The following is a 15469-nucleotide window of genomic DNA, read 5'->3' as shown; positions in this document are numbered from 1 at the left end:
ATGAAAACGTTAGCATTGAACAATATAGTCCAGGTATTCAACCTTGATCTGCTTCCAGTGTCCGATTTGTCGGGTTTCAGTCAGAATAATGATCCCGCAGTTCTGATAGACCTCGTGGCAGAAAAAATTTCAAACGACCGGGCTCGTGACATCGCCTTGTCTCTGCCGGATAGTTATAAGGCGATTTTTCTTAGAAAAGACGTCGCTTTTATAAAGGACGGTTTGAAGCGTTCGCTGAGCGAGCATTTGAATCCGGCATTGCTCGACCCGCTTCTGAACGAGCTGTACCTGGCAATCGATTTATTTGGCGCTATCACCTACGATGAAAAACCACTGGTGTCGTTGAGGGTTGTAACTTCAGAGTATGTTGAGAAGGAGCATCCCTCCGTCAGTAAGTTTTACCACCGCGATGCAGCGGCACTTACGCTGACCAAGTGCTTCTACGGTGAAGGCGCTATTTATCTACGAGAGCAAAACACAAATCGCACTTACTTTGATGAGAATTCCATAGCGCTGAACGATGCAGACGCAGCGATTGATGATGCTGACTGTCAAGTGGTACCCCAATCAAACTGGATTCTACTAAAAGGAGAAATGTACAAAGGCATTGATGCGCGAAATCAGGCTGTGGTCGATATCGTTCTGGGTGAAGGTGCCAAGTTCAAGGATTTTGCCAAGGGCATTGGTCTGATTCATAAGGGCGGGCGCTTTATTGATACGGAACGGCGTCTGGTTTTTACCATCAGCACCTACAAGACGGAGTTCTGATGAAAAATATCATTTTGGGAACTTGGCAAGTTGGCGGCGATAGTTGGTCCACGGTTAATAGCTGGAAAGCCTATGAAACCCTTTTTGCTGCGATTGACCAAGGGGTTTCACGAATAGACACCGCTCCGTCCTACGGCGATGGCAACTCTGAAAAGATCGTCGGTGAGGTCCTGAGACACTTCAGTACCCGAAAATTTGAGGTCGTCAGTAAAGTGCCGCCCGACATGATGACCCGCTCCAAGGTTGTCGAGAGTATTGAAGGAAGCCTGGCCCGGCTGGGCGTCGATCAGTTGGATACGCTATTAATCCATTGGCCGGCAGGAACCATGGGGACAGACACTGTGGAGTTGGAGGAAACGTTTCGTGCCCTCGAATACGCCAGAACCACCGGTCTCACCAAAAAAATTGGTGTTTGTAACTACGAACTGGCGGACCTGAAACGGGTTGACGACATGGTGAAACTGGACTGCCTGCAATACGCGTATTCGTTGTTCTTTAGAAGCGTGGAGTTTGGGATCAGCCAGTTCGCGAAGGATCGCAACATGGAGCTGATGGGCTATTCGACGTTGGCTCAGGGCATCTTGACTGACCGACTCGAATATCGGCGTTTCTCCGAAGCAGATCACCGAAATTACGTCGTTCTGTTTTCTGAAAAATATCGCCCAGCGATAGAAAAGATGTTGAAGGAGCTGAGAAAGCTTCTACCGGAGGGAGCCGGCTTGTCTAACCTGGCAGTGAGTTGGGTTCAATCGCAGGGGGTGACCCCGGTCTTGGGTCTTCACAACCCTGACCACTTGCATGCATTGAACCGTGATCGTATTTCCGACGGCGAACTGCTGAATGCTGCCAGCGCGATTACCCACCTCTTCAAGACACAGGTAGGGCAACGACTGTCCCTGTGGGGTGAAGCATGAGTCATTTACATTTGGCGATCAGAACAAATAAGCCCGAGCAGATGATCAGCTTTTATCGGGATATATTCAAATTTGACGTCATTGAGGAATTTGCCGCAGGAGACGGTTCCTTTCATCTGTATTTTCTCTCTGATAACAAATACCCAAAGCTCGAATTGATTGTGAACGCTCAGCCATTCGAGGAGCCCGAGGCCGGTCGAATGTCGCATTATGGTTTTTTTGTTGAGGATTCTGTACGCATCCTGGAAGCCAGTACCATAGCGAACTTATCGATCCTCGATGAAAAACAAGTAAACGGTTTTCGTCAGTTTTATATCACCGATCCTGATGGTAATTACGTGGAAGTCAATCAGGTTTGACCGCGTCTGCTTCTAACGTGGGCGCATCAATAAAATGGGGAGGTGACGGGCGATGTCCGATGAATATAGGCGCGAAGTCGTTAAACGCTTTCCGCATTACAAAAAACGTCAGTGGCTGGTTGGTTCGAAGGGTTCAACCAACGTCTTATGCATTCACGGCCGCCCCGTCGACAGTTCATTGATGCGTCCATTTCAGGCGTGGAGTGTACAAAATTCGTATGGTTGCTATTTATATAACCAATTCTCATATAAAGAAGATACACAGTTTTGTCCCGGGTCAGAAGAACTGTTGTTATTGTTGGTGGAGGAGTTGTGGTTTCATTTGTGTCATTTGCGCGATGAGCACTTGATCATTATCGCGCACTCCTTTGGTGCTGTACTGTTGTGTGAAGTTTTACAACGCTACGACCTTGCGCAAGGCCGAGTCAAAGTGGTTCTGTCGGGGTTTTGTCCAGAGAGAAAAGAATTTCTGAAAGTCAATCAGCAGCGCCTTGATAATTTCGCCATGCATGCGAACTCAGCTGGCGCAGATGAGTTGTTTTTTGACTCGTACATTTGTAATAAAAGCAGTCTGGCAGAGGATCAGATTGTAGCAATAAAACGCCCCCCGTTGGGTGATATTACATTGCGCGAATCCTATCTGGAGTTGCTTGGCAAACTCCGTTGCCCCGTATTAGTGACTTACGGTGATAACGATATTTGTACGGACTACCAGGCAGAAAAAATCAGGAGCCGGCTGATTAACTGCCGAGTCGTTAAAATTACAGGTGCTGCTCACTTCCCCTTTCTCGAGCAGTCGCGGGATTACTTTCAAGCGTTGGATGAGTTTCTGATGTAAGCATTTTTGACGGGGGAGGTGGTCGGGTGCGACAGCTTGAATACTAACCCTTACTTTTGCTCCATAAAATTCATTGCAAGAGAAAATTGTCCTATGAGCAACGTTCTGGTTATTGGTGATTCCTACGTGGATCCCGATTTTTTTGACGCCGAAACACGCTGGTTTTATATAGGGAAAGAGGCACCTGCTTACCCGTGCGAGCACTATAAAGTGCTTTCGCTGCCGGCCCTGTTTGACGTGGAGGAGTATGACAAAAAGTTGTTGGATATATTTTTGTTTTGTAACGATATTATTTCCGATTTTGGCAATATCGATTACGTCATCGCTAACTCTGAATATACGATTTTGTGCGGTGCTGCTGTTCGAGATCATTACGCGATAGCCGGTAGAAAGCTTAAAGATGTGTCTGCATTCAGAAATAAGTTTCTGATGAAATCGGCGCTTGTTCGCGGTGAAGGCGTTGAAACCAGCCGGTTCATCGGTGGAAAGCTACTGGCGGAAAAAGGTTTATCTGCGGTTTCGCAGGTGTTTGCGGCCGGGGATTATCCTCTCGTGGTCAAAGCGGCTTCGCAAGCCGGTAGTAGACACGTTTATGTAGTAAAAAATACTGAAGAACTCGTGCCAAAATTGGAGTTGCTCAGGTCGCTTGGCGTTGATCACCTAGTGGAACAGTTTGTGGATGCGCCAGTGATACATATCGATGGTATCTGTCGACAAGGTGAGCTGATTTTTGTCTGCGGTTCTCGCTATATAGATGACTGCTTTGCCTGGCAACATGAAAAAATAGCAATGTCGTCAGCATTGATTGATGACCCTATGCTCCAGCAAAAAATAGTCAACTTTACCCGACGCACACTTCACTCGCTGGGTGCGGTCGATATCGTCTTCCATCTCGAAGCATTTTTGCAGACGGATAACGATCTGGTGTTTCTGGAAATCGCCTCGCGCCCTGGTGGAGCAGCTATCGCGCCATGCATCAATAACATCTACGGCGTCAATCTATTAAAAGAAAATTTCAATGTGGATGTTCAGGCGCCCTCGGTACTGAAGTCGAGCGGGTTCATGGGCCTCGATATCAATCAGTCGGGTGGCTGGGTTGTACTGGCACTTCAGGAAACGGGTTTTTGCGAGATAGTGTCTGTGGATGGCGATCCTGATCTATGCGACCGTGTGGTTTGGAAGAAAATCGCGACTGCCGGCACACGTTTCAATGAAGAATATTATGAGGATCCCGCAGTCGGAATGTATGTGGTCCACGAGGCCAATGCTGACGAAGTGGTCGCTACCATTCAGGAAATCAAGAAGCGTTTTTCCGTGAAGGTTAAATGTTTAGCTTGAAGTGCGTCCGATTGAGGTGATCGTGTGAAAAACAAAATTGAACTTGATGCATTGGTGACTGACTTTACAACAATGGCCGCCGAATTCGGCTTCACCTCCGCGCCACCCTCGGCGTTGTTGAGTGAGGATGACAGTCTGTTGTTTGCCAATTCCACCATTGCCGGTTACAAGCAACATTTAGTCTCGCGGCGCTTGCCATTTCCTGGCATTTCAATTGCGCAGGGCTGCATCAGAAACCAGAATTTGAAAGTGGTGAGAAACTGGGATCACGATCTTCAGTACATGAGTTGTTTTACTCAGTTGGGTTTGCTGGGTTGTCCGCAGTCCTTGAACCTTATGCTGGATTTTGTCACGAGATTTTTGACTTCCCTGCTGGAAACACATCAGACGAAGTTTTTGTGCCGGATGAGTCGCTCTCTGAGCATGTATGAGTGCGTGAGCGATTATTGGAAAGGGGCGAGTATTGAAGTCGATGGTTTCCCTGACAGCTATTACCGATGGCGATACGGTCTGGAGGGGGTGCGCGGGGAGGGCATAACGTTCGCTGTTTATGATATTCAGCGAGACGAGTACCGGGATACCGGCAACCTTATCGAAATTTGCGACGACGCAGGTGTATTGGGGTATGAATTCGGATTTGGCGCGGAGACGCTGAACTCCAGATTGAGGGGGTTGGGTTCTCCATTTGAGTCTTCAATACTTCATGACCATTTTGACGTCTCGACGCAGCCATCGATGAAGAGAAAGCTCATGGACTCCCTCATGGTGTCAGCCACGCTTTGCGCGATTGGTGTGGACAAAACCACCGCCAAACGAGCCTCGATACTGCGGCGTGCCATGAATGATATGTTTTATCTCTCTCGTCTGGCTGGCATCGAGACCGAGGTGCTGTTACTTGCCGGTCGTAAATACTTGCAAGCCCAAGATCTTGACGACGTTGCGTTCGTTGAGCTTTTTCATACGTTTGACTTGCGAATAGCTTCAAAGCTTGGTCAGGCACAGAGCTATATTGATTACGCACGACTGCATGAAAAATCTTGGGCTCATGTTATTGAATACTGTGTCGGTCGCGCGGGTATTCCTTCGGCCTACTTCGAACGTATTTTCCTTGCTCCGCTCTCAATTGATGACGAGCGACCTTCGGCAAAGTCGGCCCTTCGGTTCCTTTCGCCTGCCGTTTGAGTCTTCTCCTCGCGATCAAGTTATCGACGCAATTCTCTTGAGCTGTCACGGCGGCATCGGCATGGCGATTTAACCTCGGCGTGTTGATGCCGTGTGCCGGCGAACGCTACTGGAGAAGCCGATAGCGCCAACCCAAAGTCGTGTCGCCATTCCATTTCTGCCACGATAAAAGTTGATTGCGGTCTGTCACGGATGGGCACTCTAGCGCTATACCTGTGCGTTATCTGAAATCCTCTACGGGTTTTCTGCTGCCCCAAGGCTGGGTTGAAGCCAACCATAAGGAGTTTATCTATGCGTATCGGACTTGTCGGTTACGGCCATGGCGGCCGGTTTTTCCATGCTCCGCTGATCAGCAGTCTGCCGGCAGCGACCTTCGTCGGCGTGGTCACCCGTTCCGCCGAGCGCCGACAACTGCTGGCCACGGAACATCCCGGCGTACCGGCCTTCGACAGCATTGGCCAACTGGTTGAAGCCGGGGTTGATGTGCTGGTGGTGTCCACGCCGCTCAAAGGTCGCCCGGCGCTGGTGCTCGACGCCATCGAACACGGGGTGGCGGTGGTCAGTGACAAGCCGTTCGCGGCCGATACGCAACAGGCGCAAACCCTGATCACCATGGCCGAGCGTCAGGGCGTGCACTTGAGCGTCTACCAGAACCGGCGCTGGGACTCGGACTTCCTCACCGTGCGCAAACTCATCGAGTCCGGAGCGCTGGGCCAGGTCACCCGTTTCGAGTCGCGGATCGAACGCTTCTCGCCGCAGTCGGTGAACAACGGCAGCGGCGGCGGTTTCCTGCGCGATCTGGGCAGCCATCTGGTGGATCAGGCGCTGCTGTTGTTCGGCCCCGTCATCCGGGTGTATGCCGAACTGGATTACCTCGAAAAAGGCCAGCCCTTCGACAACGGCTTCTTTATGTCCCTGACCCATGCCAACGGCGTGATCTCGCACCTGGGCGGCAGTTGCCTGCAAAACACCCCCGGCCCGCGCTTTCGCGTGACCGGCACCCAGGGCTGCTACAGCGTCGACGGTCTGGACGGGCAAGAGGCGTCGACCCTGGCCGGTCTCACGCCCAAATCCGAGGGCGAGCGCTGGGGCGTCGAAGAGCATCGTCGCTGGGGCTGGTTCGAACAGGGCGAGGTGCGCGAGCGGGTGCCGTCCGAGCGAGGCTGCTGGAACCAGTTCTATTTGCAGCTACAAGCCGCGTTACAGAGCGGTGGCCCACTGCCGGTCGAGGCCCGTGATGCACTGGCGACCACCCGCGTGCTAGACGCTGCGCGGCTCAGTTTCGAGCGCCATCAAGTGGTGGCGTTGAGCCCATTCGAGAGTCATGGAATAAAATCAGAATAAAATTCTAAAATGAGTTGATATAGAAATTATTTTCTAATAAAGTCGTTTCCAGGTTGCCGACTATCAACGTCCGATCACGCTCAAGCAGGCCTTGAGCGAGTGAAGGACGCACCAAAAAACAAGAAACAAAGCCAGGTACCGTCGATGAAAACCTTCAACTCTGCATTGCATGCTTTACGTTCCGCGCTGCACCTCTCGCGCGACCTGCCTCGCGTCACGTTTGATTCCGTCTCCCGCTTGCTTTGCGTCGAACGCAAGGGCGCCCTGGTCTGCTGCATTCCGGGTGCGCCGATAGTCCGCTTGCCCGCTCACTGAAATCGTCACGCCTTATCCATAAAACCAACAAGAATGTGGAGAAAGACCTTTCATGAAGACCAAGACCCGTTTCGCCTCACTGGCCTTGTCCCTGCTGCTCGCCAGCGGTGCCGCACTCGCTGACATGAAGATCGGCGTCAGCATGGCGCAGTTCGATGACACCTGGCTGACCTACCTGCGCGAATCCATGGACACCAAAGCCAAGTCCTATCCCGATGGCGTCAAGCTGCAGTTCGAAGATGCACGCAGTGACGTGGTCAGGCAGTTGAGCCAGGTAGAAAGCTTCATCAGCCAGAAAGTCGATGCCATTGTGGTCAACCCGGTGGATACCGCCGCCACCAAAAAAATCACCGAAGCGGCGGTCAAGGCCGGCATTCCGCTGGTGTACGTCAATCGCCGCCCCGATGACTTGAACCTGCCCAAAGGTGTGGTCACTGTCGCCTCCAACGATCTGGAGGCCGGCCAGATGCAGATGCAGTACCTGGCCGAAAAAATGGGCGGCAAGGGCGACATCGTGATTCTGCTCGGTGATTTGGCCAACAACTCCACCACCAACCGCACCAAGGGCGTAAAAGAGGTGCTGGCCAAGTACCCGAACATCAAGATCGAGCAAGAGCAGAGCGGCATCTGGTCGCGGGACAAGGGCATGACCCTGGTCAACGACTGGCTGACCCAGGGCCGCAAATTCGACGCGGTCGTCTCTAACAACGACGAGATGGCGATCGGTGCGGCCATGGCCCTGCAACAGGCGGGCGTCGCCAAAGGCAGTGTGTTGATCGCCGGTGTCGACGGTACGCCCGACGGTTTGAACGCGGTGAAGAAGGGCTCTTTGCTGGTCTCGGTGTTCCAGGATGCCAAGGGTCAGGCTGACGGTTCGATCGACACCGCGGTGAAAATGGCCAAGAACGAGCCGGTCGAGCAGGCGGTGTGGGTGCCCTATCGCTTGATCACCCTGCAAAACGTTGACCAGTTCAAATAGTCCCTCCGTTCGATAACAACAATAAGCACGCAAGGTTGCGATGCGACCTTGCTGATGGAGTACCTGATCATGTTCGCTTCAGCGACTGCTTCGAGCACCCCGTTGGTGGGTATCCAGCCAACCGCAACACCTGTCGATGAGCCGTACCTGCTGGAGATCATCAACGTCAGCAAGGGTTTTCCCGGTGTGGTGGCCTTGTCCGATGTACAGCTGCGGGTACGTCCCGGTTCCGTGCTGGCGCTGATGGGCGAGAACGGCGCCGGCAAGTCCACCCTGATGAAAATCATTGCCGGCATCTATCAGCCGGACGCCGGCGAGTTGCGCCTGCGGGGCAAACCGGTGGTCTTCGAAACACCCCTGGCTGCGCTCCAGGCCGGGATCGCGATGATCCACCAGGAACTCAACCTGATGCCGCACATGAGCATCGCCGAGAACATCTGGATCGGCCGCGAGCAGCTCAACGGCTTGCACATGATCGATCACCGCGAAATGCATCGCTGCACCGCCAAACTGCTGGAGCGCCTGCGGATCAATCTCGACCCGCAAGAGCAGGTGGGTAACCTGAGCATCGCCGAACGGCAGATGGTCGAGATCGCCAAGGCGGTGTCCTACGACTCCGACATCCTGATCATGGACGAACCGACCTCGGCCATCACCGACAAGGAAGTCGCCCACCTGTTCTCGATCATTGCCGACCTCAAGAGCCAGGGCAAAGGCATCATCTACATCACTCATAAAATGAACGAAGTGTTCAGCATCGCTGATGAAGTGGCGGTGTTCCGCGACGGCGCCTACATCGGACTGCAACGGGCCGACAGCATGGACGGCGACAGCCTGATCTCGATGATGGTCGGTCGCGAACTAAGCCAGTTGTTCCCGGTGCGCGAGAAGCCGATCGGCGATCTGTTGCTGTCGGTACGCGACCTCAAGCTGGACGGTATTTTCAAAGACGTCTCCTTCGACCTGCATGCCGGCGAGATCCTCGGTATTGCCGGGTTGATGGGCTCGGGGCGGACCAATGTCGCCGAGGCGATTTTCGGCATCACCCCAAGTGACGGTGGCGAGATCCGCCTCGACGGCGAGGTGGTGCGCATCAGCGATCCGCATATGGCCATCGAGAGGGGCTTCGCGCTGTTGACCGAAGATCGCAAGCTCAGCGGCCTGTTCCCGTGCCTGTCGGTGCTGGAAAACATGGAAATGGCGGTGTTGCCGCATTACGTCGGCAACGGCTTCATCCAGCAGAAAGCCCTGCGCGCGTTGTGTGAAGACATGTGCAAGAAGCTGCGGGTGAAAACGCCGTCGCTGGAGCAATGCATCGATACCTTGTCCGGCGGTAATCAGCAGAAGGCCTTGCTGGCGCGCTGGCTGATGACCAACCCGCGAATCCTGATTCTCGACGAGCCCACCCGGGGTATCGATGTCGGCGCCAAGGCCGAGATCTACCGGCTGATCGCTTACCTCGCCAGCGAAGGCATGGCGGTGATCATGATTTCCTCGGAACTGCCGGAAGTGCTGGGCATGAGCGACCGGGTCATGGTCATGCACGAGGGCGACCTGATGGGCACCCTCGACCGCAGCGAAGCGACCCAGGAACGAGTGATGCAACTGGCCTCGGGTATGTCCGCGGTTCACTAATGGATGCTGGCTGTGGCCATGGCCGCCGTCGACGACGCAATAGAAGGGTGAGTGGTTATGAACGCGATACTGGAAAACAAGCCTGCAGCGGTGCCGGTCAAGAGCCGCCGGCGCTTGCCGACCGAGTTGAGTATCTTCCTGGTGCTGATCGGCATCGGCCTGGTTTTCGAGCTGTTCGGCTGGATCGTGCGCGACCAGAGCTTCCTGATGAACTCCCAACGTTTGGTGTTGATGATCCTGCAAGTGTCGATCATCGGCCTGCTGGCGATCGGGGTGACACAAGTCATCATCACCACCGGTATCGACCTGTCTTCCGGTTCGGTGCTGGCGCTGTCGGCGATGATTGCCGCCAGCCTGGCCCAGACCTCGGACTTTGCCCGGGCGGTGTTTCCGTCCCTGACCGACTTGCCGGTGTGGATTCCAGTGATCACCGGGCTTGGGGTGGGATTGCTGGCGGGGGCGATCAACGGCAGCATCATTGCGATCACCGGGATTCCACCGTTCATTGCCACCCTTGGCATGATGGTCTCGGCGCGTGGCCTGGCGCGCTACTACACCGAAGGTCAACCGGTGAGCATGCTCTCGGATTCCTACACGGCCATCGGACATGGTGCGATGCCGGTGATCATCTTTCTGGTGGTGGCGGTGATCTTTCACATCGCCCTGCGCTACACCAAGTACGGTAAGTACACCTACGCCATCGGCGGCAACATGCAGGCGGCGCGCACCTCCGGGATCAACGTCAAGCGGCATCTGGTGATCGTCTATAGCATCGCCGGGTTGCTTGCAGGCCTGGCCGGGGTGGTGGCGTCGGCACGGGCCGCAACCGGGCAGGCCGGGATGGGCATGTCTTATGAATTGGACGCGATTGCCGCGGCGGTCATCGGCGGCACCAGCCTGGCCGGTGGCGTAGGGCGCATCACCGGCACCGTGATCGGGGCATTGATTCTCGGGGTCATGGCCAGCGGCTTTACCTTTGTCGGTGTTGACGCTTATATTCAAGACATTATCAAGGGGCTGATTATTGTGGTGGCGGTGGTCATCGACCAGTACCGCAACAAGCGCAAACTCAAGCGCTGAGCCACTCGAAAGACGAAAATGCGCCACGCCTGACCCGCGTGGCGCAGCCGTTTGTCTTCTATATACAGCCGCTGAACTGAATTTCTTGCTATAAACGCACTCCGATAAGCGCCTCAAAGCTTGCCATAGAGCACTTTCAGGGCTTTGTCGGACAGATTTGCAGTCTTTTCAGTTGCTGAGGCCTCAAGTCGGCCTTAGACTGCCGCCCCTCGTAAATTGAGTGCCGGGTGGCGCTTGGAATAAACGGCGCCGTTCCAATGACCGCGCAAGGTTCAACGGAACGCTCCCTAATTCGCCTTAATGCACGTTTTTTTATAGAGATATCAATGACAAAGGACAAGTTGCTGGCCATGCCGGCGGATGACTACATGAATGCCGAGCAACATGCTTTTTTCTCTGAGCTGTTGCAGAACATGAAAGTCGAAACCCATGAGCGCATCGAACAGAATCGCATCGCCATCGAGAGCCTGGACACCCCGGCCGATCCGGCTGACGCGGCTTCCGTCGAAGAAGAGCGCACTTGGCTGGTGAACGCGATCGATCGCGACCAGCGCATGCTGCCTCAGTTGGAACAGGCCCTGGAACGCATCAAGGAAGACAGCTTCGGCTGGTGCGATGACAGCGGCGAGCCCATCGGCCTCAAGCGCCTGCTGATCAGCCCGACCACCAAGTACTGCATCGAAGCTCAAGAACGTCACGAGCAGATCGACAAGCACCAGCGTCAGGCCTGATTTCGTAGCGCCCCCATCGCGGGCAAGCCCGCTCCCACAGGTTCAGCACGGACCTTGTGGGAGCGGGCTTGCCCGCGATGCTTTTCGACGTCTGCGAAAAAGCCGACGCACTTCTATTGATTTGCTGCACCCCCCACTACTAACGGACCATAGATAATGGCCTTGTGGTGGCGTTTAATGCGGACACAACAATTAGAAGATGCCTGGGGTGACAAACGATGACGCGAGACGGGTCTCTGGCTGGGGCAGTGCCCGCAGCCGTACTTTTGCCGAAAAACCTGTGGCTCACGCCGACCTTGCAAAGCATCGCCCTGATGTTCTTGCTGTGCGGCATGGCATTGGCCGGTTGGTCGCTTTACCTTGGCCTGCCATTGGCCGTGCTGATTATCTGGCTACCGCGCCTGCGTTCGCGCGCACTCCCCGAGGCAACCCCAGAGGACAGCGCCAGCGCCATCGCCGGGTTGACTCGCGATCTTTCCTACACCACCAGTCACAACGCCTTGTCGGCTGCCGGCGTGGCCTTTTCGGTCAAGCAACTGGCCGACAAACTGCAATCTCAACTCGACGCCGCGGCACAGATTGTCAGCAGCGCTGAAGTGATGATCGTCACTGAACACGCCACCTCGCAGCTCAGCCGGGAAGCCTTGAGCGCGGCCAGCGAAGCGCATCAGAGCAGTGCGGCAGGGCGTACGGAACTGATCGAGTCCATCGCTCGTATGCATCAACTCAGTCAGCGTGCCAGCAGCAGCCGCGAGTTGATCGAAGCCCTGAGCCTGCGCAGTGACGATATCCAGCGGGTAACCCTGGTGATCCAGTCCATCGCCAGCCAGACCAATCTGTTGGCGCTGAACGCAGCCATTGAAGCGGCGCGGGCCGGGGAGCACGGTCGCGGGTTTGCGGTGGTGGCCGATGAGGTTCGTGGCTTGGCCGCGCGCACGGCGACGGCGACCGGCGAAGTCGGGGAGATGGTCGCCGATATTCAACAACGCACGGCACAAGTGGTGGAGCAGATTCGTCAACTGGCCAGCGACCTGAATACCGGCGTTGCGCAAGTCGAACACACGGGGCAGCACCTGGAAAACATCGCGCGCCTGGCCGCCGGTGTCGAAAGGCAGGTCGGGGAAATCGCCCAGGGCGCGGACACCAATCGCGAACAACTCGACAGCCTGTTTCACGCCATCGAACAAATGCGCAGCGATCTGGCGATCAGTGACCAGCAAACCCAGCGTCTGGCCCAGGCGGCGGTGCAAATGGAAGGGCAGGCCGAAACCATCAGCGAGCGTCTCGCCGAAGTCGGGCTGGATGACTATCACCAGCGGATTTACGACCTGGCCCGCGAAGGGGCGAGTCAGATTGCGGCACGTTTCGAGGCGGATATCGACCAGGGCCGGATCAGCCTCGATGACCTGTTCGATCGCAATTACCAGGTGATCCCCAACACCAGCTCGGCTAAATACCAGACCCGTTTCGACCGCTACACCGATCAGGTCTTGCCGGCGATTCAGGAACCATTGCTGCCGCGCCACGAAGGCCTGGTGTTCGCCATTGCCTGCACGCAGCAGGGTTATGTGCCGACCCACAACACCGTGTTCAGTCAGCCGCTGACCGGTGACGCGCAGGTCGATACCCTGCAAAACCGTACCAAGCGCAAGTTCGCCGACCGTACCGGGATTCGCTGTGGCAGCCATCAGCAGGCCGTACTGTTACAGACCTACACCCGCGACACCGGTGAGCTGATGCACGACCTCTCGGTGCCGATCATGCTCAAGGGCCGGCATTGGGGTGGTTTGCGGTTGGGCTACAAACCGGAAAAACCTCGCTGAGAGCCTGACAATTGTTACCGCAAATGCAACGAAGCTGTGCAGCGCCGTTGCTGTTTCCTCGTGGATGAACTCATTAACATGCCTATATAGTTAGGTCGCTAATGAAATTCGAGAGGTCAGTATGCAAAGCAAAGTCGATGTCGCGGTCATGATTGGCAGCGGTGTACCTGCCAGTTTGCGTGCGATGGGGCAGAGCGTCTGTTGGGTGGTGCTGCTCAACGGTGAGCGTCGGGGGACGGTGTTCTCCAGCCGCAATGAAGCCGAGGAGTGCAGAGCTGCCTGGTTGGCGCAGTTGAACACCGAACTGCCCGACAGCCTGCATTAAGCCTCAGGCTAGTGGATTTGGTGCATACGCAGGTTCAGTTCGTCGACCACGTGTGCCCAATCGGCGTCTTCACGCAGTTGTTCCTTGAGGAAGCCGGCTTGTTGCGAGGTCCAGAACGCGGCATCGATGAGTTTCTTGCCATCGGGCAACGGTGAATGTAGGGCAATGAAATCGTCGATGGCCTTTTCGCTGGAGTCCAGGCCGAGCTGGTCGAACAAGCCTTTCAAGTCATGTGTGGGTGAATCCATCTTCATCTCCTTGCAGATAATCAGTCGCCTCGGGTGCGAGATCTGAGGTGCGGCTTCATTGCATCTGAGGGAGGCGCGCGCCAAGAGTTCGATAGGGGTTTAGCAGCTTTCTGCGGATTCGTCATCAATGATGGCGATAAGCTATTGCTTGTCGCTGTTCCAACGATTACGATGCCGTCGCATTTTTTTGGCGTCATCAAGCCGCCATTCAAAGAGTCCGTACAAGGATGTCGGTGTCACTCGCTCCCCGGGTTTAGCCCCTTGTGGTGCTGATCTGTCCATCCCTTGCGTGATTTCTTTCAAGCCGACCCGCCCCCCGATCCCGCATGAAAAGGATGTAAGCAGTGAAGCGTCTTGTTTATTTGATGGTCATCGCACTTGGCCTGTCGTTGACCGGCTGTGTGTCGTTTACGCCGCTGGGGCCGATTGGCGAACCTTTGAGCCCCGCGCCATCGACGCTCGATCGTAGCGCCGAGATCAGCGATGTGGTGATTTCCGCCCCTGAGCTGGACGACAAGGTGCGCGTCGCCGGCAGCCGGCAGCTGACCGAGCAAATCAGCGCATATGTTGATAAAAGCGATTACTTCAAGCGAATCGTAGTGTTCCCGGCCAAGGCTGGCGAGGACGACGTGGTGCTCAAGTTCAACCTGACCTCACTGGCCGGCAAACGCACCATGCACCCGGCTTACATCCCCGGCGCGCTGGTGACGCTGACCATCTGGATCTGGGTCGATGGGCCGATTTACGTCGATAAATACGACCTTTCCGGCGAATTGATCATTGAAGATCGTCAAGGCAAGCAACTGGCCCGGTCGGTCGAGCAGGTCAAACTCGACAAAAATGTCGGTCTGTGGAATGCCGACTACCTCAACCCGCGTCTGGGCGGTTCCCAGTTGCGCGACCTGATCGCTCAATTGCTGGCCAGTGCCACCCCTCAATTGCGTACACCGTCAAAGGAACTGGCAGCCCATGAATAAATATCTTCTGACTCTGCTGCTTTTGGTCAGCAGCACCCTCACAGGCTGCATTTCCTATTCCCAGCATGAGCTGACGCCGGTGGACCAGTGGCCGCCAATGCAGGCCAGGCAGGACAAACCCAGTGCTTATCTGCACGTGACTACCCAGCAGCAGTTCAACGGCGAACTCTCGGGTGGCGTCGGCAATGCGGCGCTGGTGGAGCAGAACATGCTGGCCATGTTCAAGGAGTCCGGGCAGTTCAAGAACGTGACCACAGACAAGGTCGACTCGAACCTCTATGTGACGAGTACATTGACCAATAACGAGCAGGGCAATATCGCGAGTGCCTGGCTGACAGGCTTTACGTTGTTCGTGATCCCGACAACGTTCAGCAATACCTTCACCCTGGAAACCGTGTTCAAGGACCGGGACGGCAACTTGCTGGGTAAAGTCGTCAAACAGGAAAGCACTCGCACCTGGATGCAGATTCTGTTGATTGTCGGCTTGCCATTCAATGAACGTGGCGACGCGGTACTCAAACAACTGACTCAAAGCACACTGGATGAGGCGGTCAAACGCAAGCTGATCTGACCGGTTGTCCAGAACAAGGCGTGCTATCTGTGCAAGGTTGGC

The 15469-nt window shown here is 55.1% G+C and carries 17 protein-coding genes; 16 read left to right on the top strand and 1 reads right to left on the bottom strand.

The annotated features are described in order from the left end of the window. The 14 genes from J3D54_RS27335 (at position 1) to J3D54_RS27270 (ending at position 13631) form a co-directional block, all read left to right on the top strand. Positions 1-768, top strand: coding sequence for a DUF1826 domain-containing protein (locus J3D54_RS27335; protein WP_253425210.1), 768 nt, complete (start codon positions 1-3; stop codon positions 766-768). Beyond that, positions 768-1682, top strand: coding sequence for an aldo/keto reductase (locus tag J3D54_RS27330; protein ID WP_253425207.1), 915 nt, complete (start codon positions 768-770; stop codon positions 1680-1682). Before J3D54_RS27335 ends, J3D54_RS27330 begins: the two co-directional genes overlap by 1 nt. Further along, a complete protein-coding gene (locus J3D54_RS27325; RefSeq protein WP_253425204.1) occupies positions 1679-2041 on the top strand; it encodes a VOC family protein in 363 nt (120 codons plus the stop codon). The genes J3D54_RS27330 and J3D54_RS27325 overlap by 4 nt, the downstream gene beginning before the upstream one ends. A gap of 52 nt (positions 2042-2093) precedes the next feature. After that, positions 2094-2879 (top strand): alpha/beta fold hydrolase, encoded by a 786-nt coding sequence (locus J3D54_RS27320; protein ID WP_253425201.1) that lies wholly within the window; start codon positions 2094-2096, stop codon positions 2877-2879. Positions 2880-2972: 93 nt separating this feature from the next. Then, positions 2973-4217 carry an acetyl-CoA carboxylase biotin carboxylase subunit family protein gene (locus J3D54_RS27315; RefSeq protein WP_253425199.1) on the top strand — a complete coding sequence of 415 codons (1245 nt, stop codon included), beginning with the start codon at positions 2973-2975 and terminating at the stop codon, positions 4215-4217. Between the two features lie 24 nt (positions 4218-4241). After that, positions 4242-5399: a hypothetical protein gene (locus tag J3D54_RS27310; RefSeq protein WP_253425196.1), complete on the top strand. Its 1158-nt coding sequence runs from the start codon at positions 4242-4244 to the stop codon at positions 5397-5399. 291 nt (positions 5400-5690) lie between these two features. Beyond that, positions 5691-6743 carry a Gfo/Idh/MocA family oxidoreductase gene (locus J3D54_RS27305; protein ID WP_253425194.1) on the top strand — a complete coding sequence of 351 codons (1053 nt, stop codon included), beginning with the start codon at positions 5691-5693 and terminating at the stop codon, positions 6741-6743. 144 nt (positions 6744-6887) lie between these two features. Further along, complete coding sequence (locus J3D54_RS27300) at positions 6888-7058, top strand: hypothetical protein (RefSeq protein WP_253425191.1); 171 nt, start codon at positions 6888-6890, stop codon at positions 7056-7058. Between the two features lie 52 nt (positions 7059-7110). Beyond that, positions 7111-8037 carry a sugar ABC transporter substrate-binding protein gene (locus J3D54_RS27295; protein WP_253425188.1) on the top strand — a complete coding sequence of 309 codons (927 nt, stop codon included), beginning with the start codon at positions 7111-7113 and terminating at the stop codon, positions 8035-8037. A 69-nt stretch (positions 8038-8106) separates the two neighbouring features. Further along, the gene (locus tag J3D54_RS27290) at positions 8107-9672 is read left to right on the top strand and encodes a sugar ABC transporter ATP-binding protein (protein WP_253425185.1); all 1566 of its coding nucleotides are present in this window, start codon (positions 8107-8109) and stop codon (positions 9670-9672) included. A gap of 57 nt (positions 9673-9729) precedes the next feature. After that, on the top strand, positions 9730-10752 hold the full coding sequence (locus J3D54_RS27285) for an ABC transporter permease (RefSeq protein ID WP_253425182.1): 1023 nt from the start codon (positions 9730-9732) through the stop codon (positions 10750-10752). A gap of 326 nt (positions 10753-11078) precedes the next feature. Beyond that, positions 11079-11483, top strand: coding sequence for a TraR/DksA C4-type zinc finger protein (locus tag J3D54_RS27280; protein WP_007935965.1), 405 nt, complete (start codon positions 11079-11081; stop codon positions 11481-11483). A 218-nt stretch (positions 11484-11701) separates the two neighbouring features. Beyond that, positions 11702-13306, top strand: a complete 1605-nt coding sequence (locus tag J3D54_RS27275) for a methyl-accepting chemotaxis protein (RefSeq protein ID WP_253425178.1) — start codon at positions 11702-11704, stop codon at positions 13304-13306. Positions 13307-13427: 121 nt separating this feature from the next. Continuing rightward, complete coding sequence (locus tag J3D54_RS27270; protein ID WP_253425176.1) at positions 13428-13631, top strand: hypothetical protein; 204 nt, start codon at positions 13428-13430, stop codon at positions 13629-13631. 8 nt (positions 13632-13639) lie between these two features. Here J3D54_RS27270 and J3D54_RS27265 read toward each other — a convergent pair whose 3' ends face one another. After that, complete coding sequence (locus tag J3D54_RS27265) at positions 13640-13879, bottom strand: DUF2789 domain-containing protein (protein ID WP_253425173.1); 240 nt, start codon at positions 13877-13879, stop codon at positions 13640-13642. A gap of 344 nt (positions 13880-14223) precedes the next feature. Here J3D54_RS27265 and J3D54_RS27260 point away from each other — a divergent pair, with 344 nt between their 5' ends. Both J3D54_RS27260 and J3D54_RS27255 read left to right on the top strand, forming a co-directional pair. Further along, entirely contained in the window at positions 14224-14856 is a 633-nt protein-coding gene (locus J3D54_RS27260; RefSeq protein ID WP_253425170.1) for a hypothetical protein, read from the top strand. After that, positions 14849-15427 (top strand): hypothetical protein, encoded by a 579-nt coding sequence (locus J3D54_RS27255; RefSeq protein ID WP_253425167.1) that lies wholly within the window; start codon positions 14849-14851, stop codon positions 15425-15427. Before J3D54_RS27260 ends, J3D54_RS27255 begins: the two co-directional genes overlap by 8 nt. The last annotated feature ends 42 nt before the right edge of the window (positions 15428-15469 follow it).

Source organism: Pseudomonas sp. GGS8 (genome assembly GCF_024168645.1).
Lineage (GTDB): Bacteria > Pseudomonadota > Gammaproteobacteria > Pseudomonadales > Pseudomonadaceae > Aquipseudomonas.
The sequence above is the reverse complement of the archived record's forward strand: the minus strand, read 5'-3'. Positions and strand labels throughout refer to the sequence as shown.